Origin of the sequence: Mesorhizobium sophorae (assembly GCF_002270415.1) — a bacterium.
GTDB lineage: Bacteria > Pseudomonadota > Alphaproteobacteria > Rhizobiales > Rhizobiaceae > Mesorhizobium > Mesorhizobium sophorae.
The window spans coordinates 199,637-225,792 of sequence record NZ_NNRI01000015.1; the positions used below are offsets into that span (position 1 = coordinate 199,637).

21 protein-coding genes are annotated in these 26,156 nt (G+C 62.4%); 11 read left to right on the forward strand and 10 right to left on the reverse strand.

What is annotated here, in order from left to right; translation table 11 throughout:
• Positions 1-323 precede the first annotated feature (323 nt).
• Positions 324-2,294 carry an acetoacetate--CoA ligase gene (locus CGZ66_RS23705; protein ID WP_095088550.1) on the reverse strand — a complete coding sequence of 657 codons (1,971 nt, stop codon included), beginning with the start codon at positions 2,292-2,294 and terminating at the stop codon, positions 324-326.
• A gap of 200 nt (positions 2,295-2,494) precedes the next feature.
• On the opposite strand from CGZ66_RS23705, the gene CGZ66_RS23710 reads away from it, so the two are divergent.
• A complete protein-coding gene (locus CGZ66_RS23710; RefSeq protein ID WP_095088552.1) occupies positions 2,495-4,348 on the forward strand; it encodes an AsmA family protein in 1,854 nt (617 codons plus the stop codon).
• Between the two features lie 67 nt (positions 4,349-4,415).
• Here CGZ66_RS23710 and CGZ66_RS23715 read toward each other — a convergent pair whose 3' ends face one another.
• From CGZ66_RS23715 to CGZ66_RS23740, 6 genes are all read right to left on the reverse strand, one after another.
• Positions 4,416-5,234: an ABC transporter permease gene (locus CGZ66_RS23715; protein ID WP_095088554.1), complete on the reverse strand. Its 819-nt coding sequence runs from the start codon at positions 5,232-5,234 to the stop codon at positions 4,416-4,418.
• The gene (locus CGZ66_RS23720; RefSeq protein WP_095088556.1) at positions 5,231-6,199 is read right to left on the reverse strand and encodes an ABC transporter permease subunit; all 969 of its coding nucleotides are present in this window, start codon (positions 6,197-6,199) and stop codon (positions 5,231-5,233) included. The genes CGZ66_RS23715 and CGZ66_RS23720 overlap by 4 nt, the downstream gene beginning before the upstream one ends.
• Positions 6,200-6,208: 9 nt before the next feature.
• Complete coding sequence (locus CGZ66_RS23725) at positions 6,209-7,348, reverse strand: ABC transporter ATP-binding protein (protein WP_095088558.1); 1,140 nt, start codon at positions 7,346-7,348, stop codon at positions 6,209-6,211.
• 82 nt (positions 7,349-7,430) lie between these two features.
• Complete coding sequence (locus CGZ66_RS23730) at positions 7,431-8,528, reverse strand: polyamine ABC transporter substrate-binding protein (protein WP_095088560.1); 1,098 nt, start codon at positions 8,526-8,528, stop codon at positions 7,431-7,433.
• A 350-nt stretch (positions 8,529-8,878) separates the two neighbouring features.
• On the reverse strand, positions 8,879-9,832 hold the full coding sequence (locus tag CGZ66_RS23735) for a DMT family transporter (protein ID WP_095088562.1): 954 nt from the start codon (positions 9,830-9,832) through the stop codon (positions 8,879-8,881).
• Positions 9,833-9,982: 150 nt separating this feature from the next.
• The gene (locus tag CGZ66_RS23740) at positions 9,983-11,425 is read right to left on the reverse strand and encodes a helix-turn-helix domain-containing protein (RefSeq protein WP_095088564.1); all 1,443 of its coding nucleotides are present in this window, start codon (positions 11,423-11,425) and stop codon (positions 9,983-9,985) included.
• A 236-nt stretch (positions 11,426-11,661) separates the two neighbouring features.
• Between CGZ66_RS23740 and aceA the strand changes: the two genes are divergently transcribed.
• The 3 genes from aceA (at position 11,662) to CGZ66_RS23755 (ending at position 13,934) form a co-directional block, all read left to right on the forward strand.
• A complete protein-coding gene (aceA, locus tag CGZ66_RS23745) occupies positions 11,662-12,951 on the forward strand; it encodes an isocitrate lyase (protein ID WP_095088566.1) in 1,290 nt (429 codons plus the stop codon).
• 58 nt (positions 12,952-13,009) lie between these two features.
• Complete coding sequence (locus CGZ66_RS23750) at positions 13,010-13,252, forward strand: SMc00767 family acetate metabolism repressor (RefSeq protein WP_095088567.1); 243 nt, start codon at positions 13,010-13,012, stop codon at positions 13,250-13,252.
• Positions 13,253-13,490: 238 nt separating this feature from the next.
• Positions 13,491-13,934, forward strand: coding sequence for an ANTAR domain-containing protein (locus tag CGZ66_RS23755; protein WP_425352304.1), 444 nt, complete (start codon positions 13,491-13,493; stop codon positions 13,932-13,934).
• A 43-nt stretch (positions 13,935-13,977) separates the two neighbouring features.
• Here the strand turns inward: CGZ66_RS23755 and CGZ66_RS23760 are convergent, their stop codons facing one another.
• The gene (locus CGZ66_RS23760) at positions 13,978-14,694 is read right to left on the reverse strand and encodes an HAD family hydrolase (RefSeq protein WP_095088571.1); all 717 of its coding nucleotides are present in this window, start codon (positions 14,692-14,694) and stop codon (positions 13,978-13,980) included.
• Between the two features lie 156 nt (positions 14,695-14,850).
• On the opposite strand from CGZ66_RS23760, the gene CGZ66_RS23765 reads away from it, so the two are divergent.
• The 4 genes from CGZ66_RS23765 (at position 14,851) to CGZ66_RS23780 (ending at position 19,248) form a co-directional block, all read left to right on the forward strand.
• Positions 14,851-16,287 (forward strand): glutamine synthetase family protein, encoded by a 1,437-nt coding sequence (locus tag CGZ66_RS23765; RefSeq protein ID WP_167392225.1) that lies wholly within the window; start codon positions 14,851-14,853, stop codon positions 16,285-16,287.
• Positions 16,288-16,323: 36 nt separating this feature from the next.
• Positions 16,324-16,692 (forward strand): four helix bundle protein, encoded by a 369-nt coding sequence (locus tag CGZ66_RS23770; protein ID WP_095088573.1) that lies wholly within the window; start codon positions 16,324-16,326, stop codon positions 16,690-16,692.
• A gap of 39 nt (positions 16,693-16,731) precedes the next feature.
• Complete coding sequence (locus tag CGZ66_RS23775) at positions 16,732-18,018, forward strand: NAD(P)/FAD-dependent oxidoreductase (protein ID WP_095088576.1); 1,287 nt, start codon at positions 16,732-16,734, stop codon at positions 18,016-18,018.
• Positions 18,019-18,381: 363 nt separating this feature from the next.
• The gene (locus CGZ66_RS23780) at positions 18,382-19,248 is read left to right on the forward strand and encodes an SH3 domain-containing protein (protein ID WP_167392226.1); all 867 of its coding nucleotides are present in this window, start codon (positions 18,382-18,384) and stop codon (positions 19,246-19,248) included.
• Positions 19,249-19,434: 186 nt separating this feature from the next.
• Here CGZ66_RS23780 and CGZ66_RS23785 read toward each other — a convergent pair whose 3' ends face one another.
• Positions 19,435-20,181, reverse strand: a complete 747-nt coding sequence (locus CGZ66_RS23785; protein ID WP_095088868.1) for an SDR family oxidoreductase — start codon at positions 20,179-20,181, stop codon at positions 19,435-19,437.
• Positions 20,182-20,525: 344 nt separating this feature from the next.
• On the opposite strand from CGZ66_RS23785, the gene zwf reads away from it, so the two are divergent.
• The 3 genes from zwf (at position 20,526) to edd (ending at position 24,588) form a co-directional block, all read left to right on the forward strand.
• Positions 20,526-21,995 carry a glucose-6-phosphate dehydrogenase gene (zwf, locus tag CGZ66_RS23790; RefSeq protein ID WP_095088578.1) on the forward strand — a complete coding sequence of 490 codons (1,470 nt, stop codon included), beginning with the start codon at positions 20,526-20,528 and terminating at the stop codon, positions 21,993-21,995.
• Positions 21,977-22,693 carry a 6-phosphogluconolactonase gene (gene pgl / locus CGZ66_RS23795; RefSeq protein WP_095088580.1) on the forward strand — a complete coding sequence of 239 codons (717 nt, stop codon included), beginning with the start codon at positions 21,977-21,979 and terminating at the stop codon, positions 22,691-22,693. The genes zwf and pgl overlap by 19 nt, the downstream gene beginning before the upstream one ends.
• Before the next feature lie 71 nt (positions 22,694-22,764).
• Complete coding sequence (edd, locus tag CGZ66_RS23800) at positions 22,765-24,588, forward strand: phosphogluconate dehydratase (protein WP_095088582.1); 1,824 nt, start codon at positions 22,765-22,767, stop codon at positions 24,586-24,588.
• Between the two features lie 174 nt (positions 24,589-24,762).
• On the opposite strand, the gene CGZ66_RS23805 is transcribed toward edd, so the two are convergent.
• Positions 24,763-26,133 (reverse strand): IS1182 family transposase, encoded by a 1,371-nt coding sequence (locus CGZ66_RS23805; RefSeq protein WP_095081263.1) that lies wholly within the window; start codon positions 26,131-26,133, stop codon positions 24,763-24,765.
• Positions 26,134-26,156: the final 23 nt, after the last annotated feature.

A 26,156-nucleotide genomic window follows, 5' to 3' on the forward strand; every position in this document is an offset into this window, starting at 1 on the left:
CAGATTCAGGCGATGCGCTTTCGGTCTTTATCCCTGTGCGTGTCGTTGTCCCAAAACCGCACCACTTTTGGGCGGCATGCAGCAGCAAAAGAAAAGGCGCCCAAGAGGACGCCTTAAGAGATGGGATTGCTGTCACAACGGGGCTTGAGCGAATTCAGATCCTCCGGGGCAGAGGAACGGGATTTCTCCCTCAAGTTACGTGCGACTATCGACGCCGGGCCTTAACAACTCCTTACCCGCGCCGCCGAAAGTTTACGAATGTGTACCACTCATGAAATCTAGGTAAATTCTCGCGACATATTTGGTTAACCATGCCTGCCCGGTCACTCGGCCAGCTGCGGCAGGTTCCTGAACAGCTCCAGCGCCTCGGGGTTGGCGAGCGCCTCCTTGTTCTTGATGGCGCGGCCGTGGACGACGTCGCGCACCGCAAGCTCGGTGATCTTGCCGGACTTGGTGCGCGGGATGTCGGTGACGGCGACGATCTTGGCTGGCACGTGACGCGGGCTCGCCCCACTGCGGATCTTGGAGCGAATGCGCTTTTCCAGATCGTCATCCAGTCTGACGCCGGCTGCGAGCCGCACGAACAGCACGACGCGCACGTCATTGTCGAAATCCTGGCCGATGCACAGCGCTTCCAGAATCTCGGGCATCTGTTCGACCTGGTTGTAGATCTCCGCCGTGCCGATGCGCACGCCGCCCGGATTGAGCGTGGCGTCGGAACGGCCATGGATGATCATGCCGCCGTGCACGGTCCATTCGGCGAAATCGCCATGGCACCAGACATTGTCGAAACGCTCAAAATAGGCTGCCTGGTATTTCTTGCCCTCGGGATCGTTCCAGAAGCCGATCGGCATCGATGGAAACGCCCTGGTGCAGACCAGCTCGCCCTTCTCCTGGCGGATCGGCTTGCCGTCGTCGTCCCAGACATCGACGGCAAGGCCAAGGCCAGGTCCCTGGATCTCGCCGGTCCACACCGGCTGTGTCGGCACGCCGAGCACGAAGCAGGAGACGATGTCGGTGCCGCCGGAGACCGAAGCCAGATGGACGTCCTTGCTGATGCCGTCATAGACGAAGCGGAAATCCTCCGGCGACAGCGGCGACCCGGTGGAGGAAATCGCACGCACGCTCGAAAGATCATGCGTGCGGATCGGCTTGAGACCGGCCTTGCGCACGGAATCGATAAACTTGGCCGAGGTGCCGAAAAAGGTCATCTTCTCGGCATCGGCGAAGTCGAACAGCACATTGCCGTTGGGATAGAAGGGTGAGCCGTCATAGAGCAGCAGCGTCGCGCCCGAGGCGAGCCCCGAAACCAGCCAGTTCCACATCATCCACCCGCAGGTGGTGAAGTAGAAGAAGCGGTCGCCGTCGGTGAGACCGGCATGCAGCCGATGTTCCTTGACATGCTGGATCAGCGTGCCGCCGGCCGAATGGACGATGCATTTGGGAATGCCGGTCGTTCCCGACGAGAACAGGATGTAGAGCGGATGCGCGAACGGCAGCCGCTCGAAGGTGACGGGCTTGACGGCGAAGGGCGAAAGCACCTCTTCCAGCGCCACGGCCTTGTCGATGACATCAGCAACATCGCTCGAGGTGCCGAGATAGTCGACGACCAGAACCTTGCGCACCGTGCCAAGCTTGGCCGCGACCGCGGCGATCTTGTCGGCGACCTCGATCGCCTTGCCATTGTACCAGTAGCCATCGGGCGCGATGAAGACCACCGGCTCGATCTGGCCAAAGCGGTCGAGCACGCCCTGCTCGCCGAAATCGGGAGAGCAGGACGACCAGACGGCGCCGATCGAGGCGGCAGCCAGCATGGCGGCGACGGTCTCCGGCATGTTGGGCATCATCGCCGCGATGCGATCGCCCTTCTTCACCTTGAGCGACAGGAAAAGCTGCTGCAGCCGTGACGTCAGCGCCTGCAACTCGTTCCACGACAGTCGGCGCTCGACCTTGTCTTCGCCGCGAAACACGATTGCCTCACCAGCGCCGGTCTTCTTCAGCAGATTCTCGGCGAAATTCAGCGTCGCGTCGGGGAAGAACGAGGCACCAGGCATCCTGTCGCCGTCGACGAGCACGCGCTCGCCCCCATTGGTCCCCTTGTCGCCAACGATACCGCCGAAGTCCCAGACCAGGTTCCAGAACCCTTCGCGATCCTCGACCGACCAGCGGTGGAGCTCCGAATACGATGAAAACGCTGCGCCGGCTTTCACTGCCGCAGCCTTCATGAAAGCGGTCAAGGGTGCTGCATCAATCTGGTCTTGCGTCGGGGTCCAGAGCGGTACTTCGGCAGCCATGATCGTTCCTCCACGGTCGCCACCGCTTATGCATATCGCAGCGCAGCAGAGCAAGATTTTGTTCGGTCAGTGAGACCAGATGTGCGCAAATGCCATCGCCGGGCCATAAAGACTTGAAATGCCTCAGCCCTAAGTCGTAGTGACGACTGGGGTTACACCCGTCAGGCGATTTTTGTCGGAATGGAAACGTACGGGGCGATATGCCATCAACTTTGATCCGGCGCGGAATATGGGCGATCGGCGCTGCCGTGCTCGTCATCGCGCTGGTCGTTGCCGCCCTGCCGCTGATCGCCTCCACCCGAATCGTGCGTGACCGCATTGCCTGGGAGATGAGTGCGTGGAGCGGCTTCCGGGTCGCCATCGACGGCTCGCCGCGCATCGAGGTCTGGCCGAAATTCCGCGCGATCCTGACCGATGTGACGCTTTCGCAATGGACCGACACCGAGGCGCCGCCGGTGGTCGAGGCTGAGCGAGTCGAGGTTGACCTTTCCGCCATGGCCGCCTTGCGCGGCGACGTGGAGTTTTCGACGGCGCGGCTGGTGCGGCCGACGATCCGGGTTGAGCGAACACCGGCCGGCTTTTTCCTGCCCGCCGTCCCGACCGGCGGGCGCATCACGCGTTCCATCGACACGGCGCGCGGCGTGGTCAATGCCGACCCCGCCAAGCCCGACCTCGACAAGCTGCCGGCCGACACGTTCGGTACGGTGGAGTTCCGCGACGGCCGCATGGTGGCGTCCATCGGCGGCAAGGATGTCGAGATCCTGAGCAGCCTGTCCGGCCAGGCGAATTGGGCGGCGATGAACAGCAATGCGACGCTGTCGGCAACTGGGATCTGGCGCGGCGAAAGCGTCGCGCTGGACGTAGCCTCGCCGAAGCCGCTTGTGCTGTTTGCCGGCGGTACGGCACCGCTGACGCTGTCCTTCAAGGCGGCGCCCGCGACCTTCTCGTTCGACGGCACGGCCAGCATGTCCGAAAACGCTTACTTCGACGGCCAGGCGAAATTCTCGGCACCTTCGCTGCGGCGTGTCCTGGAGTGGTCGCAGGCCGGCATTGCGCCGAGTGCTGCGATCGGTTCGGTCAGCATTTCGAGCAAGATCACGGCTACGGCAGGGCGAGTCAAATTCGACAACACCGCGATCGCGCTGGACAACAATCCTGGAATGGGCGCGCTGGATCTCTCGTTGGGCGAGGCGCAACCGGTGATCTCCGGGACGCTCGCCTTCGACACGCTCGACCTCAGATCGTTTCTCTCGGCCTTCACGCCGCTGGCGCCGACCGGAGGGGCGGAACCCGGCGACATCGACACAAGTTTCGCCGACAAGGTCAACCTCGATCTCAGGCTGTCGGCAGCGCACGCTACGGCGGGGCCTATCCAACTCGCCGACGTCGCCGCCACCGCCCAGGTCAAGGATGGTCTTTCCGTCTTCGATATCTCCGATGCCTCGGCCTTTGGCGGCAACATCCAGAGCAGCCTTCGCTTCGACCGCAAACCGGAAGGCTCGCAGGTCGAGATTAAGCTGCTGGCGTCCGACATCGATGGCGGCGCCTTCGGCACGGCGGCTGGGATGACCCGGCTGGTGCCGGTCGCCACCGGAACGGTCTCGGTGATCCTCAAGGGACCAGGCAGAACCTGGGACTCCATCTTCGACAATGCCGACGGCTCGGTCTCCGCGACGTTCGGACCGGGTGTGTTGAGCAAGCTCAACCTGCCCGCCTTCCTCAAGCATACCGAACAAGGCGGCTTCTTCGCGCTCGACGACGTCTCCGACGGAACATTGCCGATCGACGGTGCCGAAATCAAGGCCAGCATCACGAAGGGCGTGGCGCGGATCGACAAGGCCGAAGCCAATTCGGCGAAGTACAAGCTCTGGCTGTCCGGGATCGCGTCCTACACCGGACGAGGACTGGCCTTTTCCGGCGGTATCATTCAGCCGGACCAGGCGGCAACGCAGGCCAACGGCCAGCAAGGCCCCATCCAGTCATCCTTCTTCGTCGGAGGAACGTGGAGCACGCCGTTCATTTCCCCGATCAGCCGCGGCGTTTCTGGCGAATAGACCTTACCGCCGGTTTATCCTGAAGCAATTCCCTATGGAAAGCGCTACGCGCTTTCCCGGAATTGCCTCAGCCGCGTTGTGCGGCCCGCTCGTCGAGTTGGCGCTGCACCTCACGCCGCTTGTTGGCGACCGAGGCGATGATGACGCCGACCGCGACAACGGCGATCAGGATCGTGCAAGCGGCGTTGATCTCCGGCGTCACGCCGAGACGCACCTGGCTGTAGATCTTCATTGGCAGCGTTGTTGCTCCAGGCCCGGAGGTGAAGCTGGCGATGACCAGATCGTCGAGCGAAAGCGTAAAGGCCAGCATCCAGCCGGACACGATCGCCGGCATGATGACCGGGAGAGTGATCTGGAAGAAGGTCTTCACCGGCGTTGCGCCAAGATCCATCGCAGCTTCTTCCAGCGAGCGGTCGAAGCTGACCAGGCGCGACTGCACGACGACGGCGACGAAGCACATGGTGAGCGTGATGTGGGCGAGCGTGACGGTCAGGAAACCGCGGTCGAGACCGACGGCGACAAACAGCAGCAACAGCGACAGGCCGGTGATGACTTCCGGCATGACCAGCGGCGCAAAGACCATGCCTGAAAACAGCAACCTGCCCCTGAACCGCGTGTAGCGGGTCAAGGTGAGCGCCGCCAGCGTGCCGAGCACGGTCGCCACCGTGGCCGAAATGACGCCGACGCGGGCCGTGACCCAGGTGGCGTCCATCAGGCCCTGGTTGTGGAACAGCGAAACGTACCATTTGGTCGAGAAACCGCCCCAGACGGTAACCAGTTTCGACTCGTTGAAGGAGAAGACGATGAGCAGGACGATCGGCAGGTACAGGAAGGCAAAGCCCAGCACGATCGAGGTGACGTTGAATCGGCTCCAGGTGGTGTTCATTTGTCCTGCTCCTGGGCGCGCGCCTGGGCCTGCTGGAAGAACATGATCGGCACGGTCAAAAGCAGCAGAAGGATGACGGCCACGGCCGACGAGACCGGCCAGTCACGATTGGCGAAGAACTCGTTCCACAGCGTCTTGCCGATCATCAGCGTCTGCGATCCACCGAGCAAATCGGGAATGACGAACTCGCCAACGGCGGGGATGAACACCAGCAGACAGCCGGCGATGACACCGGGCAGCGACAGCGGGAAGGTGATCTTCCAGAACGCGCTGGTCGGCGGGCAACCAAGATCCTTTGCGGCCTCGATCAGCGAATAATCCATCTTTTCGAGCGACGAATAGAGCGGCAGCACCATGAACGGAAGGTAGGAATAGACGATACCGATGAAGATCGCCGTATAGGTGTTGAGGATGATCAAGGGCTGGCTGATGATGCCTGTGGCCAGCAGCAGCTGGTTGAGCAGCCCCTCCGGCTTGAGGATGCCGATCCAGGCATAGACGCGGATCAGGAACGAGGTCCAGAACGGCAGGATCACCAGCATCAGCAATGTCGGGCGGATCGTTGCCGGCGCGCGTGCCATGCCATAGGCGATCGGGTAGCCGACGATCAACGTCAGGACCGTCGAGATCGCGGCGATGATGACGCTTGTCACATAAGCGTTGAAGTAGAGGGCATCCTGCGTCAGCCAGGCGTAGTTGTCGAAGCTGAGCGCGCCAAAGCCGGCGAAGAACCCGGAGATACCGTCCTTGAAGTCGAGCACCGGCGTGTAGGGGGGCATGGCGATCGCCGTCTGCGACAGCGAAATCTTGAAGACGATGATGAAGGGAACGAGGAAGAAAAAAAGCAGCCAGACATAGGGGACGATGATGACCAGTCGGCCGACGAAAGCTGCTCCCAGCCTGGCCAGGATGGACTTGTCGGAATTGGTTGCCGGGGCTGATGCGGTGACGGCGGCGTTCGACATGACCGCCCCCTACCGCGTCAGCACGACGCCGGCATCGGGCCGGAAAGAAACCCAGGCGCGGTCGTTCCAGCTCAGCGGATCCTCGGTGATGCGGGCCGCGTTCATGGTGCTGGCGCGCACCATCTGCCCGTCATCCAGCCTGACGTGAAAAACGGTCATGTCGCCGAGATAGGCGATGTCGTAGACTTCGCCTTCAAGTGCATTCACCGCATCGGCCGGCTTCTTAGACGAAATCTTGATCTTCTCCGGCCTGATGGCGAACACGATATCGGCGCCTGCAGCCGTCTTGGCGGCGTTGTCGACGACGATCTGGGCTCCGCTCGAACCCGCGATGCGTGTCGTGTTTGCGGTCTGCTCGGCGACCTTGCCCTCGAACATGTTCACGTTGCCGACGAAATGGGCGACAAAGCGCGATGTCGGGGCTTCATAGACTTCTGCGGGCGTCGCCACCTGCATCACCTCGCCCTTATCGATGATGGCGATGCGATCGGCCATGGTCATCGCTTCTTCCTGGTCGTGGGTGACGACGACGAAGGTCAGGCCGAGATTCTGCTGCAGGTCCATCAGTTCGAACTGGGTCTCCTCGCGCAGCTTCTTGTCCAGCGCGCCTAGCGGCTCGTCGAGCAAGAGCACCTTCGGCCGCTTGGCAACCGAGCGGGCGAGCGCGACGCGCTGGCGCTGGCCACCGGATAATTGATGCGGCTTGCGCTTGGCGAACTGTTCGAGCTTGACCAGCTTCAGCATCTCGGCCACGCGTGACGCGATCTCGGGCTTCGGCATGCCGTCCTGCTTGAGGCCGAAGGCGATGTTGTTCTCGACCGTCATATGCGGAAACAGCGCATAGGACTGGAACATCATGTTGACCGGCCGGCGATAGGGCGGAATGCCGCGCAGATCCTGGCCGTCGAGCAGGATGCGGCCAGCTGTCGGCTCCTCGAATCCGGCGAGCATCCTGAGCAGTGTCGACTTTCCGCAGCCCGACGCGCCGAGCAGGGCGAAGAACTCGCGCTCGAAGATGGTCAGCGACAGATTGTTGACGGCGGTGAAGTCACCGAACTTCTTGGTGACATTGTCGAACTGGATGTATGGCTTGGCGTTCGGGTCGTTCCACGGCGCAAAATCCCTGCGGATGCTGCCAAGCGATTTCATGTCCCACTCCGTCCTGTTTCTTGCTTCTTGCCCCAGAAAGAATCGGTCCCGGCAGGTGGCTGCCGGGACCGTATCGGATTGCTTATTGGCCGGTGACGATCTTGGTCCAGCTGCGTGTGATCAGACGCTGGGTCTTGGGATCGTAAGGCTGAACCGTGTAGAGCTTCTGCAAGGTCGCCGCGTCGGGATAGACTGACGGGTCGTCGAGAAGCGCCTTGTCGACGAACTGCTGCGACGCCTTGTTGCCGTTGGCGTAGAGCACATAGTTCGACGATTTGGCGATCACTTCCGGCGTCATCATGTAGTTGATGAATTCGAGCGCCTCGGCGACATGTGGCGCATCTGCAGGGATCGCCATCTGATCGAACCACATCTGAGCGCCTTCTTTCGGCACGGAATAGCCGATTTCCACGCCTTGCTTGGCCTCGACCGCGCGGTTGCGGGCCTGGAACACGTCACCCGACCAGCCTACGGCCAGGCAGATGTCGCCATTGGCGAGTGCGTTGATGTACTCCGAGGAGTGGAATTTTCTGATGTAAGGCCGGACCTTGAGCAGGGCCTCCTCGGCCTTGGCGATATCGTCAGGCGAGGTGCTGTTGGGGTCGAGACCGAGATATTTCAGCGCCGCCGGGATGATGTCGGCCGGTGAATCCAGCACATAGACGCCGCAGTCCTTCAACTTGGCCAGACTGTCCGGATTGAAGAACACATCCCAGCTGTCGATCTTGTCGGTGCCGAGTGCCGCCTGCACCTTCTTGATGTTGTAGCCCAGACCAACCGTGCCCCACATGTAGTTGACCGAGTATTCATTGCCGGGGTCGTATTTGGCGGTTCGCTCCGAAACCGTGTCCCACATGTTGGAGATGTTCGGCAGTTTCGACTTGTCGAGCTTCTGGAACACGCCGGCCTGGATCTGGCGCGCGAGGAAGTTGCCGCTGGGCACGACCACGTCATAGCCGCTGCCGCCGGCAAGCAGCTTGGTTTCCAGGATTTCGTTGGAATCGAAGGTGTCATAGACGACCTTGATGCCGGTTTTCTTGGTGAAATCATCGATGATCGAACTGTCGATATAATCCGACCAGTTGAAGACGTTGACGACGCGATCCTCGGCATGGCCGCCGACGGTGAAAAGCGTCAGAAATACCGAGGTCGCCGAAAGCCAGAGCGCTTTGCGGATCATGCTATTCTCCTTTGGTGAGTGTTCCTTCGCCGGCTCGTCGCGGACCCCGCGCGGCCGGGCATTTGTTTCAGACTATTGAGCTTTCCAGAAAGCAACAAGCGCCAACTGCCGACAGCATGCGGGCGGTTCGATGAGCGGCGGGTGGTGGGTTTGTGTCCCTGTCGCTGCCTGGGAGGCGTGCGGATACCGTCAAAGGCTTTCGCCGTGGCGGGGGCAGAGATACGACGATGTGGTCCGGTCTCGATCTGACCGGCAGGGAGACTTGGCAAGATACGCCTGTCTTGTTGTTGCGTAGTCTCAGCCTGCCCGCGCGGCAGCGAATTTGTCAATGGCAAAGCTTGCACGCCGCATCAATTAGGCGATGGCACCCCTGTGACCCCTGCACGCTCGGGTCGTGCCTGGCGCTTGAATTCGAGCCCGATATGGACGAGCAGCGCCGTCACCACCACCCCGCCGCCGATGATGGTGCGCTCCGACGGTACTTCGGAATGGACGAGCCAGACCCATATCGGGCCGAGGATCGGCTCGAACGTGCCGAGCAATGCGGCGACGGCCGCCGGGATCAGCCGCGCCCCGGTGGCAAAGAAGGCCAGGCCAAGACCGAGATTGACCACGCCGAAGGCAAACAGAAAGCCCATGTCACTGGCCGACACGGCGAATGTCGATGCCTGCGAGGCGGCAAAGCCCGCCGCAAGCATGGTGCCGAGACAGGTCGCCGGCGTCATGCGAACGCTGGAAAATCGCCGGGTGATGACGGTGGCGATCGAGAACATGACAGCAATCAAGAGCGCCAGCCCGTCGCCTATCGGCGAGACGGCGCCATTGAGCGATTCCGACACCATGATGGCGACACCGGTAATGACGGCGGCGATCGCCAGCCAGGTCGCGACACTCACCCTCTCGCGAAACAACGCCCAGGCAAACAGCGCCGCCAGAAGCGGCACGCCGGCCTGCATCAGCAGGATGTTGGCGACGGTTGTGTAGGCAAGTGCGACGACGAAGGCGGTCGATGCCGTGGCGAAGCAGAGCCCGACGGCCAGGCCGGGCAGACCCATGTCGCGGAACAATTTCAGCGTGCCGCGCCAGCCGTCGCGCCAGACCATGAAGCAGATCAGGAAGGCCGCTGCCCAGACGGAGCGCCAGAAAATAACCGTCCAGCTGTCGCCGACGACGATGAAGCGGGCAATGGTGCCACCGAAACTCCACATCAGCGCCGACAGGAACACCAAAAGCATGCCGACGCGTTCCTCGCGCGGCGAGACGGTCGACAAAACAACGCTCGGTGATGGTGCTGTGTCGGTCATGGGCGCGACTGTCGGGCTTTTGTGGACGGGACGATGCGCAAGGGACGACAAAAAGATACTCCGTTCGCGTAACGCAAAGCCGAAGGCCGGGGGTGAGCCAGAGATCGACGACAATTGTGGCACCCGGCCCGGCGTCACTGGGGCCTGGGGTCACTGGAAGTCGAAGGCACTCAGGCCGGTCACCATCTCGTCGAGGCCAAGCGGACGCGTCACCGGCGGCTCGGCACGCGCCAGACAGCCGACGCGTTCGCAAAGCCGGCAGGCGGGCCCGACCGGCGTCGCCGTGACGCTGCCCGCCTTCGCGGTGGCAGCCGCGCCGGGAAGTGCCGCGCCATAGACGATGTCGTCGCGAAAGCCGATGTCGCAGCCAAGCAGCAACGCCGTGCGGCGCGGACGCTCGGAGAAGGCGCCTTGCGGACCTTCCAGCGTGCGGGCAATGCACAGGAACTCGGCGCCGTCGGGCATTTCCACCGCCTCGACGAAGATCTGGCCGGGCTGGGTGAAAGCGACATGCACAGGCAGCTTGGGACAGCCGCCACCAAAGCGGCTTTGCGGAAAGCCCTGGCTGCCGGCCTTGCGGAAGCGGTTGCCGGCATTGTCGACCTCCAGCATGAAGAACGGCACGCCCTGGACGCCCTGCCGCTGCAGCATGGTCAGCCGATTCGCCGCCTGTTCAAAGGAGACGCCGAAGCGCGAACGCAGAACGTCGATATCATAGCGGGCGCGAACGGCAGCCGCATGAAAGGCCTGGTAGGGCATCATCAGCGCATGCGCCGCATAGCGGCCGAGTTCGAAACGGGCGAGACGGCGGGCCTCGTCGGTGGTCAATTTGAGCGCCTGGATCTCGCCGGCGACCGCGACCGTCATGCGGATCAGGCAGGCCTCCATCGCCACTTCGCGCAACTGGTCGAACGGCGACAGCCGTTCGGACAGGAACAGGCGCTGCGAGTGGCGATCATAACGGCGGCGCCAGTTCGGCATGGTGGCAACCGGCAGCACCTTGACCACGATGCCGTATTCGCGCTTCAGCCAAGCCTTCAACGCGCCGAACAGATCGTCGCCGGGATCAAGCACCGAGGTGAACGCCGCGGCCTCTTCCTCGAGTGCCGCGAAATGGTTGGGCCGGCGCTCGAAAATCTCGTGCACCTCGTCTATCGGCAAGCGAGCCCCGGATAGTGCGGTCGCCCGACCTTCGCGCGCCAGGAGCTCGTTGAGGTCGGACAGGCGCTCGGCCTGCTCGCGATAGGCGCGGAACAGTTTTATCACAGCCGCCGACGCGTTGGGCGCCGCCTCGGCAAGCTCGATCAACTCCTGATCTCCCGGCAACTCGCCGACCAGCAGAGGATCGGTGAACACTTCCTTCAAGGCAGCGACGGACCCCCTCGCCTCGCCCTGCAGTTCGTGCGGATCGACCTTGTAGACGGACGCCAGCTTAAGGATCAATTGCACCGTCAGCGGCCGCTGGTTGCGCTCGATCAGGTTGAGATAGGACGGCGAGATACCGAGCCCCTCGGCCATCGCAGTCTGCGTCAGGCCCTTGGCGTTGCGGATACGGCGAATGCGCGGCCCGGCAAAGATCTTCTGGTCAGCCATCAACTGTCCTTGACAAGATTTTACATCACCTTCGCATCGACCTTACGCGCGCATCTTTTACAGTCATGACAAATTTACAACGGCTTGCTGTCAAACACAACACAGGTTTTCCCCTATCTTAAGCTGATTTCCTTGATTTCTCTGGCCCATTTCGCACCGCAATGTAAATTCAGTCATATCCCGGCGCGCAGATCATTGGCGTCGGACACGGGTGCAGCAATCCTTCGGAGTGACCAATGACTGACTTTTACAACCTTGTCCCCTCGGCGCCGGAAGGTCGTTTCGACGGCATCGAACGGCCCTATTCGTCGGAGGATGTGAAGCGGCTGCGCGGTTCGGTTCAGATCCGCCAGAGCGTCGCGGAAATGGGCGCCAACCGGCTGTGGAAGCTCATCCGCGAGGAGGACTTCGTCAACGCACTCGGCGCCATGTCCGGCAACCAGGCTATGCAGCAGGTGCGCGCCGGGCTGAAGGCGATCTACCTGTCGGGCTGGCAGGTTGCCGCCGACGCCAACACGGCTGGCGCGATGTATCCGGACCAGTCGCTTTATCCGGCCAACGCGGCGCCCGAACTGGTCAAGCGCATCAACCGTACGCTGCAGCGCGCCGACCAGATCGAGACCTCGGAAGGCAACGGTCTTTCGGTCGAGACCTGGTTCGCGCCGATCGTGGCTGATGCGGAAGCCGGTTTCGGCGGGCCGCTCAACGCCTTCGAGATCATGAAGGCCTTCATCGAGGCAGGCGCGGCTGGCGTCCACTACGAGGATCAACTGGCGTCGGAAAAGAAGTGCGGCCATCTCGGTGGCAAGGTGCTGATCCCGACCGCGGCGCACATTCGCAACCTCAACGCCGCGCGCCTGGCGGCGGACGTGATGGGCACGCCGACCCTGGTCGTCGCGCGCACCGATGCGGAAGCCGCCAAGTTGCTCACGTCCGACATCGACGAACGCGACCAGCCTTTCGTCGACTACGGCGCCGGGCGCACCGTGGAAGGCTTCTACAACGTCAGGAACGGCATCGAACCCTGCATCGCCCGCGCCGTCGCCTATGCGCCTCACGCGGACCTGATCTGGTGTGAGACTTCGAAGCCGGACCTGGCGCAGGCCAAGAAATTCGCCGAAGGCGTGCGCAAGCATCACCCCGACAAGCTGCTCGCCTACAATTGCTCGCCATCGTTCAACTGGAAGAAGAACCTCGACGACGCGACGATCGCCAGATTCCAGAGGGAGCTTGGCGCGATGGGCTACAAGTTCCAGTTCATCACGCTCGCCGGCTTCCACCAGCTCAACTACGGCATGTTCGAACTGGCGCGCGGCTACAAGGCACGGCAGATGGCGGCCTATTCCGAGTTGCAGGAGGCTGAGTTCGCGGCGGAGGCCAATGGCTACACCGCGACCAAGCATCAGCGCGAGGTCGGCACCGGCTATTTCGACGCCGTGTCGATGGCGATCACTGGCGGCCAGTCGTCGACCACCGCCATGCACGAGTCGACCGAGCACGCGCAATTCAAGCCGGCCGCCGAATAGCAAACAGAACAACACAGAGGAAACGCCCAACAGGGCTTGGAACACAAGGAGAAGACCAATGGCATCGATAAGCCGTGTCAAGGAACGCGCCGAAGAACAGGCCACAACGATGACCGTCGACCAGCAAGCGACGATCCGCATGCTGGCCAATGATCTGCACCGCCTCAACCAGTCGGTGATGAAGGCAGTCGAGGCCGGCGTCTCGGTGGAGCTCGTGCGCTCGGCACGGCATCACGGCGGCGACGGAAACTGGGGCGATCTCTTGATCCCGGTGATCGTCACGCAGCAGAGCCACAGCTGATCGAACTCGCGCAACCGACCCTTCACCTGCGCAGTCTCTGCGCAGGTGAATTTTCTTTTTATGAGGCCACCTGTGGACAGTTGAGTACAGTAGCGTTGCTTGAAATTCACTGTTCCCAGGGATGATCTGGGCGACTTTTATTTCAACTTGACATAGGCGGCGATCTCACGCCAATTGCGCTCCAGATTCAACTCTGCATTGAAATGGGGGCGAGCTTCTTGGCCGACTTGTGTGCCCAGTGAACCGCGAAGGCGAGACTCCAAGACACCTGAATTTTGTTGCCCGCGACTCGAACACCGAGACGATCCGCGATCCATCGCAAGTGCTCGTCGTCTGCAAATCGCCGATCAATCGCGTGGTGATTTCGAAGATCGTCGAGCGATCCGGGCTCAAGCCAATCTCGGAATCTCCCGACATGGCGGTAAAGATCCTGCGGTCCCTCATTCCCGGTGCGGTTGTCCTTGACGGCGGCGCCGACAACAAGGACTGCGACAATCTGATGGCCAGCATCGACGCGTTGCGGCGAGCCTCCGGCAAATCGCTTCCGGCGGTGATCCTGCTTTCAAACAAGAATGGCACGCCGGAGAGCCTGGGCCTGTCGAGCGTCATAGACGTGGTGGTCGCCAAGCCGATCACACCCGAACGGCTGCAGCCGGTGATCGATCGCCTGATCAACCGCTAAGCAATTTCCGTCCGGAATTGCGCAAAATAGGAAGGCCCCGCGATCAGTCCGGATTGACGATGCTTTCGACCAGTCCGGGCAGTTGTCCGAGATCGGATATCTCACGGAAGCGTGGCTCGGTCACCGGAGCCTCGACATGCTCAAGCACCCAGGTGAGTTCATGCGGCACGTGGACACCCCAACCACCGGCCTCGATGGCCGGCACCACGTCCGACTTCAGCGAATTGCCGACCATCATGCTTCTTGCCGGGCCATCGCCGTGGCGGCTGAAGAGGCGGGCATAGGTGGCGGCACTCTTGTCGCTGACGATCTCGATCGCATCGAACAGATCTCCGAGGCCTGATCCAGCCAGCTTGCGCTCCTGGTCGAAGAGGTCGCCCTTGGTGATCAGCACAAGGCGGAATGCGCCGGCAAGCTTCTGGATCGTCTCGCGCGCATGCGGCAGTGCCTCGATCGGATGGCTCAGCATCTCGCGGCCGGCATCGAGAATTTCTGAAATCACCGAAGCCGGCACACGGCCTTGCGTGACCTCGATCGCCGTTTCGATCATCGACAGCGTAAATCCCTTGATGCCGAAGCCATAGACGGCAAGGTTGCGTCTTTCGGCCTCCAGCAATCGTGCCGAGATGTGCTCGGCTTCGCCATGATCGGCAAGCATGGCGGCAAAGCGCTTCTCCGTCATGCGGAAGAACTGCTCGTTTTGCCAGAGCGTGTCGTCGGCATCGAAGCCGATCGTGGTCAATTTGCTGTCGTGCCGCATGCAAAGTCTCGATTGGGATCGGGGTCTCGATTGGGATTGGGAAACTAAGCCGATTGGCGTGATTTTCAACCGTGTTGGCCAATGCCCGACGTGGCTCCCCTTCCCTTCCACAGGGGCGCACGGCTATACTCCACAATCCGCAACCCAATCTGGTGAATGATGCCGCCTGCAAAAAAGGAAGTCCGTCCGTCGAGCCGCGGAGGACGGGCGCGTACGCCTGCCTTCGTGAAAAACCAACGTGGCGTCAAGAACTGGAAGGAAGCCAGCGCCTGGCTGGAATGGCGCGGCATCGAGGACATCGAGTGCATCACACCTGACCAGGCCGGCGTCGCACGCGGCAAGATGATGCCATCGAAAAAATTCACCTCCAACACCTCGCTGGCACTGCCGTCGGCTGTCTTCATGACGACAATTTCCGGCGGCTATCCCGAGGATGGCAACGGCTTCCACTATCCGGAGGACGATGGCGACCTCAAGCTGATGCCGGACCTGTCGACGCTGACGGTAGTGCCCTGGGAAGAGGACCCGACGGCCGCTGTCATCTGCGACCTCGTCCACCAGGACGGACGCTCTGTCGAGTTCACGCCGCGCAACGTGCTCAGGCGCGTACTTGCCGCCTACGACAAGCGTGGACTGAAGCCGGTGGTGGCGCCCGAGATCGAGTTCTATCTGGTGCGCAAGAACCCCGATCCGGACTATCCGCTGACGCCACCGGTCGGCCGTTCGGGGCGCGCGATCGGCGGCGGCGCCGGCTATTCGATCGCCGGCGTCAACGAGTTCGACGAACTGATCGACGACATCTACCATTTCTCCGAGGGCCAGGGCCTGGAGATCGACACGCTGATCCATGAGGAGGGCGCCGGTCAGCTCGAAATCAACCTGCGCCACGGTGACCCGATCGAGCTGGCCGACCAGGTGTTCATGTTCAAGCGCACCATTCGCGAGGCCGCGCTCAAGCACGAGATCTACGCCACCTTCATGGCCAAGCCCATCCAGGGGCAGCCGGGCTCGGCCATGCATATCCATCAGTCGATCATCGACAAGAAGACCGGACAGAACATCTTTTCAGCAGAGGACGGCTCGGAGACCGAAGACTTCTTCCATTTCATCGGCGGCATGCAGAAGCATGTGCCGAACGCGCTGGTGATGTTTGCGCCCTATGTCAATTCCTACCGCCGGCTGACACAGGCGGCGTCTGCTCCGGTCAACAACAAATGGGGCTACGACAACCGCACCACGGCGTTCCGCGTGCCGCGCTCGGATCCCGCGGCGCGGCGCGTCGAAAACCGCATCCCCTCCTCCGATGCCAATCCCTATCTGGCGCTGGCGGCATCGCTTGCCTGCGGGCTGATCGGCATCACCAACAAGATCAAGGCCGAGCCTCCCGTGCTGACCACCGCCAACGCGGCCGAGATCGACCTGCCGCGCAGCCTGCTCGAAGCCGTCGACCTGTTCGAGGGCGATGAGGAACTTTGCGCACTGCTCGGCAAATCCTTCGCCGCGACCTATGCGGCGATCAAGCGGGCGGAATTCGAGACGTTCATGGAAGTGATCAGTCCGTGGGAGCGAGAGTATCTGTTGCTGAACGTTTAGCGAGTAGGGGAGTAGGGGAGTAGGGGAGTAGGAACGATGGTCGAAAAAACAGGTTCCTACAAGGACTTGCTGGTTTGGCAGCAGGCTATGGACCTTGCGGTAGCGGTTTACGGCGCTACGAAATCCTGGCCTAAAGAAGAACTATATGGACTGACCAGCCAGGTGCGACGCTCTGCAACGTCAGTGCCGGCGAACATAGCGGAGGGATATGGCAGAGAAATCCGAGGTTCTTATCAGCAGTTTCTTCGTATAGCTCAAGGATCGCTGAAGGAACTGGAAACTCAACTTCTGATCGCTGAGCGTATCGGCCTCTCGCCGAAAGCGACGTCAGATCCACTGTTGGCGAGTACCGAGAGTGTGGGAAAGCTTCTTCGACTTCTAGTCCGCAGACTGTCAGCCGACTAGCCTACCTACTCCCCTACTCCCCTACTCCCCTTGAGGATCATGCCCTACCAATCCCCGATCTCTCCCGGCCGTTCCTGGTATGAGGACACCGCCGGCCCACGGCCGGAATATCCGGCGCTGGATGGCGACAAGACGTGCGATGTCATCATCATCGGCGGTGGTTTCACCGGCCTGTCGGCGGCTGCTCACCTTGCCAAGGCAGGCACGAATGTCGTGCTGATTGAAGCCTACCGCTTCGGCGATGGCGCCTCCGGGCGCAATGGCGGCCAGCTCGGTACCGGCCAGCGCGCCTGGGTCGAGGATCTGGAAGCCGAATACGGCCTCTCCCGCGCCAAGGCTTTGTTCGACCTTGCCGAACAGGCTAAGGCGGATCTCCTCGAGTTTGCCGCCGCCAACCAGATCGATATCGACTATATGCCGGGCCAACTCTCGGTGGCGCACAAGCCGCGCTATGTCGACGACTACAAGGCGCATGCCGAGATCATGGCGAGTCGTTTTTCCTACCCGCATATCTCGTTCATGGATGCCAAGGAGACGGCGGAGCGGCTGGGCTCGACCGCCTATTTCGGCGGCACGCGCGACACCGGCACCGGCCACATCCACCCGATGAAGCTGGTGATCGGCACCGCGCGGGTGGCGGCGCAAGCCGGCGCGCGGCTGTTCGAGGAGACACCATCGACCGGCATCATTTCCAGCGGCGGCAAGGTCAAGGTTTCGACACCGAGAGGCACGCTGACAGCGCAGAAATGCCTGATCGCGGTCAACGCCTATGGCGGCACGCTTGAGCCGGTGAGTGCCGCGCACATCATGCCGATCGGGTCGTTCATCGGCGCAACGGTGCCGCTGGGCGCGGACTCGACAGTGCTGCCGGGCGGCGAGGCGGTCGACGATTCCCGCTTCGTCGTGCGCTATTTCCGCAGATCGAAGGACGGGCGGCTGCTGTTCGGCGGACGCGAAGTCTATGGCGTCAACGATCCGAAGGACATCCACATCCACATCCGCCGTCAGATCGTCGAACTCTATCCGGCACTCAGGGATGTCGAGATCACGCATGGCTGGGGCGGCTATGTCGGCATCACAGTGCCGCGAAAGCCGTTCGTGCGCGAAGTGATGCCCAATGTGATCTCGGCCGGCGGCTATTCCGGCCACGGCGTCATGCTGTCGAACTTCTTCGGCAAGCTCTATGCCGAAACCGTCGCCGGCAACCGCGACCGCCTGAAGCTGATCGAGGATCTGAAGATCCCGTCATTCCCCGGTGGCCGGCGCTTCCGCGCGCCGCTGCTGTTCCTGGCGCTCAACTGGTTCGCGTTGCGCGACAGGATCTAGAAACAGTTCTGTCCCGGTGGAATTGGGACGCTATCTGACTTGTTGGAGCGTGATCTCCAGCGAAAAACCGGATGCCACTTTTCAGGATCGTGCTCCATGCGGAGAGGATCGCTCTCATCTATGTAATATTGTTGTAATATTTGTTGCCGTAGCGGCACATTGCAGAATCCCATCCAAAGGAGCAGAATCGCCGATGAGGGCGTAGTGATGCCACAATCAGCGATATAAAGATGCCGGTTGTGGGTTACTGACGGGGAATTCTGCGGGCTTGCCCGCTTTGATTCTTGGGACTGATGCAGATCTGGCGCCAGGTTCTTGGCGTTTGATCGGAAGAACATCGGCCCGCTTATGGAGGTGGCAAGAGTGAGAGAGCCCTTCAGTTTCGGTACGCCGGAACGTCGGCGCTTTGCCATGCAGTTCGGATATGGCATGCGGCCGTCCTTTTGGCAGGAGGTCCGCTCGAATTCGCATCTGGTGATCGCCGCGATCGGCACCGCCGCACTGCTTGGTGTCGCCGCGGTGGCGCTGTGGCTGGCATTGCCGGCCAATGACAGGCAAGCGGCGGCGAGCCCCGAGCAGACCATTCCAACCATTCCGGTGAAAACGACCAAAATCGCTCCGGCGGGAGCAACTGTGGCTGCAGCGGCCGTGCCGCAGGCGGCGCGCAAGTCGGACAAGATTTTGCCGACCGTGGCGGCCGCGCAAGCCACCATACCGGCGCTGCCAGCCAATGATCCGCGTTGGACCGGTTCGCAGTCGAAGGCCGCATCCGCTGCCAGTACGCCTGCTCCCGGCCAAGTGGCGAACCAGGCTAAACAGGCACCGGACAAAGCCGCAGTGGCATTCGCGCAACCTGCAGCCGATAGCGATGCGGCCAGCGAACTTGCCAAGGTTGCCGCCCCCACTCCGCCGGCGGGTAGCCATCCCGATGACGCGAAAACCGCCGCCATCCCGGCGGTACAGCCGCAAGTGCTGTCGGAGCAGCCCGCAGCGGCTGAAGGCGACGGCAGCCAGGCCAAGTCGAAGCCACGCAAAGTCGAGGCCGCCGGAACCGGACAGATCCTGCGGGCCGTGACCATGCGTAGCGGCCCGAAGAAGAATGCGGCCGCTATCCTCACGGTGCCAGCCAAAAGCTCGGTGCAAGTGATGAGCTGCAAGAAGTGGTGCCAGATCACCTACAACGGCAAGACCGGCTGGATCTACAAGACCTACATCAAGACCGGCGCCTGACGCCTCGAGCAATTTCAGGAAAAGTGTGAAGCGGTTTCCCCGGGAAAAGCGCGTAGCGCTTTCCCTGAGGGAATTGCGTCAAGACAAGAGATAGACCCGTCGCCGAAACGCTGCCTCCGTACCGCATTTTGATTTGCCCATGATCCTTTCCGAAAATCGGTACCGATTTTCGGGGCATTGGCGCTTTCAGATGCAGCGTCCGCCGTCCACTTCCAGCGCCACACCGGTGATGAAGGCGGCTTCATCCGACGCCAACCAGAGTGCGGCGTTGGCGATATCGAGTGGTGTCGAAAGCCGGCCGAGCGGGATCGACGCGCGGAACTTCTCGCGGATTTCAGGCGTGTCGGCGCCCATGAACTTCTCCAGCATGCCGGTCTCGCCGGCAACCGGGCAGAGGCAGTTGACACGGATGTTCTTCGGCGCCAGTTCCACCGCCATCGACTTGGTGGCGGTAATCGCCCAGCCCTTCGAGGCATTGTACCAGGTGAGGCCGGGCCGTGGCCGCAGACCGGCGGTGGAAGCCGTGGTCAGGATGACGCCGCCGCCTTGCCGATCCATGATCGGCACCACGGCGCGTGCGGCGTGATAGATCGCCTTCATGTTGACGGCGGTGATCAGGTCGAAGGTTTCCTCGTCGACGTTGAGCATGTCGCCGTTGCGATGGGTGTAGCCGGCATTGTTGACCATGATGTCGATGCGGCCGAAGGCGCTCTTGGCTGCATAGACCATCTCGTCGAATTCGGACCGCAGCGAAACATCGGTCTGGGTCCAGATCGCCGCCTCGCCGATTTCGCTGGCGACACGCTCCGCGCCCTTGGCGTTGAGGTCGGCGACGACGACCCTGGCGCCCTCCTGCGCAAAGCGCCTGGCGATGCCCTCGCCAAAGCCCGCCGCCGCACCGGTGATGACGGCAACCTTATTTTCCAGACGCATGCTTTTCCCGCTCATGATTGGTAACGTTCGACCGGAGTGCCCGCGGCACATGCAAAGCCACGGCTTCTGACCGGGCCACGACTTCTAGCCGGGCCACGACCTCTAACCGGCTTGGTCGAAAGATGTGCGGTCATCGCCGATTTCTCCTTTGGCTTTCGCTTCGATCCCGCTCTATGCTGCAACTGCGAAGGCTTCCGGGGCCGCGCCTGTCGACAAGCCTCCGAGGTATCGGGCTGTCAAGAGGCAGGCGCAACACTCAGATGTGACACCATGGCACTGGAAAATTTAAATCGATTAGATTATATCAGCCGCGTCACAGCGACCGGCGTCAGAGCGGACAGACCATGACCAGCCAGATCATCCCCGTCGATCCTTTCGACTTCATCATTTTCGGCGGCACCGGCGATCTGTCGGAACGCAAGCTTCTGCCGTCGCTCTACTATCGCCAGCGCGACCATCAGTTCTCCGAGCCGACGCGCATCATTGGCACGTCGCGCTCGAAGATGACCGACGAGGAATTCCAGGCCTTCGCCAAACAAGCGATCTCGGACCACGTCAAAGCTGACGATATCGACGCCAAGGAACTGAAGACGTTCCTCGCCCGCCTTTCCTACGTCTCGGCCGATGCGACCACAGGCGCCGGCTTCGACAAGCTGAAGAAGGCGATCGGCGATAGCGACCGCATCCGCGCTTTCTACCTGGCGGTGGCGCCGGCGCTGTTCGGCGATATCTCGCACAAGCTGAAAGAGCACAAGCTGATCACGCCGAACTCGCGCATCGTGCTGGAGAAGCCGATCGGCCGCGACCTTGCCTCGGCGCAAGCACTCAACGACCTGGTTGGCGACGATTTCCACGAAAGCCAGATCTTCCGCATCGACCACTATCTCGGCAAGGAGACGGTGCAGAATCTGATGGCGCTGCGCTTTGCCAACGCGCTCTACGAGCCACTGTGGAATTCCGCCCATATCGACCACGTGCAGATCACCGTGGCCGAGACCGTGGGTCTGGAAGACCGCGTCACCTATTACGACAAGGCCGGCGCGCTGCGCGACATGGTGCAGAATCATATACTGCAGCTGCTGTGTCTTGTTGCCATGGAAGCGCCGTCGTCGATGGACGCCGACGCGGTGCGCGACGAGAAGCTGAAGGTGCTCAGGGCTCTGAAGCGCATCAACGGCAACGAGGCGCCCAAGCACACCGTGCGTGGCCAGTACCGCGCCGGCGCCTCGGCGAGCGGCGCTGTGAAGGGCTATGTCGAGGAGCTTGCCCACGACAGCAACACCGAGACCTTCGTCGCCATCAAGGCCGAGATCGGCACCTGGCGCTGGGCGGGCGTTCCGTTTTATCTGCGGACCGGCAAGCGGCTGGCGACGCGGGTTTCGGAAATCGTCATCGAGTTCAAGCCGATCCCGCATTCGATCTTCGGCGACAGCGCCGGGCCGATCTTCGCCAATCAGTTGGTCATCCGGCTACAGCCGGACGAAGGCGTCAAGCAGTTCATCATGATCAAGGATCCGGGTCCGGGCGGCATGCGGCTGCGCCAGATCTCGCTCGACATGAGCTTCGCGCAATCCTTCGACGGCCGCGCGCCGGACGCCTACGAACGGCTGATCATGGACGTCATCCGTGGCAACCAGACGCTGTTCATGCGTCGCGACGAAGTCGAGGCGGCGTGGAAATGGATCGACCCGATCCAGAACGCGTGGGAAAGCGCCAGACAGGAAGCGCAGGGCTACACAGCGGGCACCTGGGGGCCGTCGGCCTCTATTGCACTGATCGAACGTGACGGGCGGACATGGCACGAGAGCAATTGAACGGCGCCGCCTATAGCTGGAACGGCTTTGCCGGGCGCCAGGAGTTGGCGGCCGCGCTTGCCGGCCATGTCGCAGGGCGCCTGACCAAGGCAATCGCCGAGCGCGGCACAGGGTTGCTCGCCGTCTCCGGCGGCACCACCCCGGCCAAATTCTTCGCCGCCCTTTCGGTGATACCCATCGCCTGGGACAAGGTGATTGTGACGCTGGTCGACGAGCGTTTCGTGCCGGCCTCCTCGCCGCGCTCCAATGCCGGGCTGGTGGCCGCCAATCTGTTGCAGAACGCGGCCAAGGCGGCACGGTTCGTACCGCTCTATCACGAAGCCGTCGGCATCGAGGATGCGGCGGCTTCCGACAATTCGGCGCTGCAGTCATTGCCCTGGCCGCTCGATGTCGTCGTGCTCGGCATGGGACCGGACGGCCACACCGCCTCGTTCTTTCCCGATGCCGATGATCTGGCAAAGCTGCTCGACCCGTCGTCCGACAGGATCGTGCTGCCGGTTCATGCGGCGAGCGCCGTCGAGCCGCGGCTGACCTTGTCGCTGGCGCGCATTGTCGATGCCGGCTTCATCGCGCTGCACATCGAAGGCGAGGACAAGCGCACCGCCTTCGACAGCGCGGTTGCCCCTGGACCGCGAAAGCCAATCCGCGCCGTGCTCGACGCCGCACCCAAGCCTGTAGAGGTTTTCTGGGCGCCCTGATTTGAACGTGCTGAGGGTCCCGGCAGACAGCCGGATTGTGTTCCGGGACCTCGCCTGAAAGGACCGACACCATGACCGCCAGACGCGACATCGAAGCCATCACGGAGCGCATCCGCCAGCGCTCCAGACCAGGCCGCGAGCGCTACCTCGGCCGTATCGCCGAAGCGTCGAACCGCACCGCCAACCGGGCCGTGCTGTCCTGCGGCAACCTCGCCCATGGCTTTGCGGTGTGCAGCCCATCGGAAAAGCTGGCGCTGGGTGCGGACACGGTGCCGAACCTCGGCATCATCACCTCCTACAACGACATGCTGTCGGCGCATCAGCCGTTCGAGACCTTTCCGGCACTGATCAAGGACGCGGCGCGCGAGGCCGGCGGCATCGCCCAGGTGGCCGGTGGCGTGCCGGCAATGTGCGATGGCGTCACCCAAGGCCAGCCCGGCATGGAGCTGTCGCTGTTTTCGCGCGATGTGATCGCCATGGCCGCTGCGATCGGCCTGTCGCACAACATGTTCGACGCCGCCGTCTATCTCGGCGTCTGCGACAAGATCGTGCCGGGTCTGGTGATCGCCGCGCTGACCTTCGGCCATCTGCCGGCGGTGTTCATTCCGGCAGGGCCGATGACCACCGGCCTGCCGAACGACGAAAAGGCCAAGGTCCGCCAGCTCTATGCCGAAGGCAAGGCGGGACGGGCCGAACTGCTGGAGGCCGAGTCAAAGTCCTATCACGGGCCGGGAACCTGCACCTTCTACGGCACGGCCAATTCCAACCAGATGCTGATGGAGATCATGGGCCTGCACACGCCGGGCGCCTCCTTCGTCAATCCCGGCACGCCGCTGCGCGAGGCGTTGACGCGCGAGGCGACGAAGAGGGCGCTGGCGATCACCGCGCTCGGCAATGCCTATACGCCGGTCGGGCGGATGATCGACGAGCGTTCGGTCGTCAACGGCGTCGTCGGCCTGCATGCCACTGGCGGCTCGACCAATCACACCATCCACCTGATCGCGATGGCGGCGGCGGCCGGTATTGCCATCACCTGGCAGGACATTTCCGATCTGTCGGAGGCCGTGCCGCTGCTGGCGCGAGTTTATCCGAATGGTCTCGCCGACGTGAACCACTTCCACGCGGCGGGTGGGCTCGGCTTCCTGATCCGCGAACTGCTCGACGAAGGCATCCTGCACGTGGATGTGCAGACGGTGTGGGGCGAAGGCCTGCGGCCCTATGCGGTCGAGGCCAAGCTCGGCGCCGACGGCAGCGTGGTGCGCGAAGCCTCGCCGCGCGAAAGCGGTGACGAAAAGGTGCTGGCGCCGTTCAACAAGGCATTCCAGGCAACCGGCGGTCTGAAGGTGCTTTCGGGCAATCTCGGCCATGCCGTCATCAAGACCTCGGCGGTGAAGCCGGAGCGGCGCATCATCGAGGCGCCGGCCAAGGTCTTCGACAGCCAGCAAGGGCTGAACGAGGCGTTCAAGGCGGGAACGCTGACCGGTGATTTCATCGCCGTCATCCGCTTCCAGGGGCCGAAGGCCAACGGCATGCCGGAACTGCACAAGCTGACCACGGTGCTCGGCATCCTGCAGGACCGCGGCCAGCGCGTGGCGCTGGTCACCGACGGGCGCATGTCGGGCGCCTCCGGCAAGGTGCCGGCCGCCATCCATGTCACGCCGGAAGCAGTCGAGGATGGACCGATCGCCAGGATCCATGATGGCGACATCGTCCGGCTCGACGCCGACGCCGGAACGCTGGAAGTGCTGGTGCCGGCCGGCGAGTTTGCACTGCGCCGGACGGCGGATGCCGACCTCATCGGCAATGAATTCGGTTTCGGCCGCGAGCTGTTCGCCGGCTTCCGCCAGTTGGTCGGCCGTGCCGACCATGGCGCCAGCGCCTTCGGCACGGCGTGACGAAATCATCGTCGTGTCGATGAAAAAGGGCGGCTGACAGCCGCCCTCAGACTGCTGACAAACCCCGTCTATTTTAGGCGGGGTTTTGTTTTATGCGACTGAACGGGTTAGCGATTTCGTTGTCAGGACAATTTGACAGGAGGTTGCAGGACGGGGACCCGTGGTTCGCTGGCCTCAGGCGATGCCTGGTTTTGGCTTTGGCCACAGGCAAAGGGCGATTTTCTTGATGTTCTGGGCGGCGGCTGCAATCAGGCACTGGCAGGCGACGCGAACGTGACTTCGGAAGCGGGCGTAGCGGTGGCCATGCAGTTGCTTGGCGTCCGCGAAGGAGCGCTCGACGGTCTCCTTGCGGCGGCGGTAGATAAGCTTGCCCCAGCCGGTGAGGCGATTGGCGTCGATGCGCTCTCGCGCATCTTGCCAGACATGGCGGGTGATGGTGCGTGTCGCGGCGGCGTTGGTCGTGCAGGAGGCCAGCAGCGGGCAGGTTTGGCAAATGGCCGGGTCGCTCTTGTATTGGCGGTAGCCGTTGCGATCGGTGGTGGCGTAGCTGAGAAGCTGGCCCTGTGGGCAGCGATAGCCATCCAGATCCGGCTCATAAGCGAAGGCGGTTTTCCTCATCATGCCGGGCTTGGGTGGTGTTGGATTGCGATAGCCGGTGACGCCGAGGATGTCGCGGTCCTCCAATCCCTTGGCGATGCCAGCGGTTGCGTATCCCGCATCGAGCCCAACCGCCCCCACTTGGAAGCCGAAGCGTTGGCGCTGTCGGTCGAGGCGTGAGAGATAGACGATCGAGTCATGCACGTTGGCCGGCGTGGCATGGGTGTCGGTGATGATGGCATGGGCGGCGTCCACCGTGCGGTGGTCGAGATAGAAGAAGCCCTTCGGCTTGCCGTCGCGCACCATGTAGCCGCTGTCGGGGTCGGTACGCGACACCTTGGTCTGCTTCTCGGCGGGCTGGCGTTCCTTCTCCTTCAACGGCTTCTTGCCATGTTGGACCCGGTCCTCCTCGATCGCGGCGTCCAGCGCTTCCCAGTAGTCGGCGCGCGACTTGGCCACCACCGCAAGGTCGAAGCGGTTCTTGTTGGCGCTGGCCTTCAGATGCGTACTGTCGGTGTAGAGCACTGTGCCGTCGACAAGCCCATGCCGGATCGCCTGCTCGACGATCCTGTCGAAGATACCCTGCGCGATGGTCTCATCCTGATAGCGCCGGCGTCGGTTCTGCGACAGCGTCGAGGCGTCGAACACCTTGTCCGTCAGCTTCAGCCGCAGGAACCAGCGATAGGCGACGTTGACCTCGATCTCGCGCACCAACTGGCGTTCCGAGCGAACCCCAAACAGGTAGCCGATGAACAGCGCCTTGAACATCAAGGTCGGGTCGAGCGGCGGCCGGCCATTGTCGGCGCAGTACAGCGGCGCGGTCAGATCGTGGATGAACGAAAAGTCGATCGCGCGCTCGATCTTGCGCAACAGATGATCAGCCGGAACAAGCTGATCCAACGTTACCATCTCAAGCGCGGTCTGTTCGGGGGCGGGTCGCTTCAACATGACCCAGTGAATCAAAAACCCCC

Excerpts from the sequence above, each read along its gene's own strand:
- CGZ66_RS23705 (WP_095088550.1), bottom strand. The coding sequence starts at position 2,294 with ATGGCTGCCGAAGTACCGCTCTGGACCCCGACGCAAGACCAGATTGAT.
- CGZ66_RS23710 (WP_095088552.1), top strand. The coding sequence starts at position 2,495 with ATGCCATCAACTTTGATCCGGCGCGGAATATGGGCGATCGGCGCTGCC.
- CGZ66_RS23715 (WP_095088554.1), bottom strand. The coding sequence starts at position 5,234 with ATGAACACCACCTGGAGCCGATTCAACGTCACCTCGATCGTGCTGGGC.
- CGZ66_RS23720 (WP_095088556.1), bottom strand. The coding sequence starts at position 6,199 with ATGTCGAACGCCGCCGTCACCGCATCAGCCCCGGCAACCAATTCCGAC.
- CGZ66_RS23725 (WP_095088558.1), bottom strand. The coding sequence starts at position 7,348 with ATGAAATCGCTTGGCAGCATCCGCAGGGATTTTGCGCCGTGGAACGAC.
- CGZ66_RS23730 (WP_095088560.1), bottom strand. The coding sequence starts at position 8,528 with ATGATCCGCAAAGCGCTCTGGCTTTCGGCGACCTCGGTATTTCTGACG.
- CGZ66_RS23735 (WP_095088562.1), bottom strand. The coding sequence starts at position 9,832 with ATGACCGACACAGCACCATCACCGAGCGTTGTTTTGTCGACCGTCTCG.
- CGZ66_RS23740 (WP_095088564.1), bottom strand. The coding sequence starts at position 11,425 with ATGGCTGACCAGAAGATCTTTGCCGGGCCGCGCATTCGCCGTATCCGC.
- aceA (WP_095088566.1), top strand. The coding sequence starts at position 11,662 with ATGACTGACTTTTACAACCTTGTCCCCTCGGCGCCGGAAGGTCGTTTC.
- CGZ66_RS23750 (WP_095088567.1), top strand. The coding sequence starts at position 13,010 with ATGGCATCGATAAGCCGTGTCAAGGAACGCGCCGAAGAACAGGCCACA.
- CGZ66_RS23760 (WP_095088571.1), bottom strand. The coding sequence starts at position 14,694 with ATGCGGCACGACAGCAAATTGACCACGATCGGCTTCGATGCCGACGAC.
- CGZ66_RS23765 (WP_167392225.1), top strand. The coding sequence starts at position 14,851 with ATGATGCCGCCTGCAAAAAAGGAAGTCCGTCCGTCGAGCCGCGGAGGA.
- CGZ66_RS23770 (WP_095088573.1), top strand. The coding sequence starts at position 16,324 with ATGGTCGAAAAAACAGGTTCCTACAAGGACTTGCTGGTTTGGCAGCAG.
- CGZ66_RS23775 (WP_095088576.1), top strand. The coding sequence starts at position 16,732 with ATGCCCTACCAATCCCCGATCTCTCCCGGCCGTTCCTGGTATGAGGAC.
- CGZ66_RS23785 (WP_095088868.1), bottom strand. The coding sequence starts at position 20,181 with ATGCGTCTGGAAAATAAGGTTGCCGTCATCACCGGTGCGGCGGCGGGC.
- zwf (WP_095088578.1), top strand. The coding sequence starts at position 20,526 with ATGACCAGCCAGATCATCCCCGTCGATCCTTTCGACTTCATCATTTTC.
- pgl (WP_095088580.1), top strand. The coding sequence starts at position 21,977 with ATGGCACGAGAGCAATTGAACGGCGCCGCCTATAGCTGGAACGGCTTT.
- edd (WP_095088582.1), top strand. The coding sequence starts at position 22,765 with ATGACCGCCAGACGCGACATCGAAGCCATCACGGAGCGCATCCGCCAG.
- CGZ66_RS23805 (WP_095081263.1), bottom strand. The coding sequence starts at position 26,133 with ATGTTGAAGCGACCCGCCCCCGAACAGACCGCGCTTGAGATGGTAACG.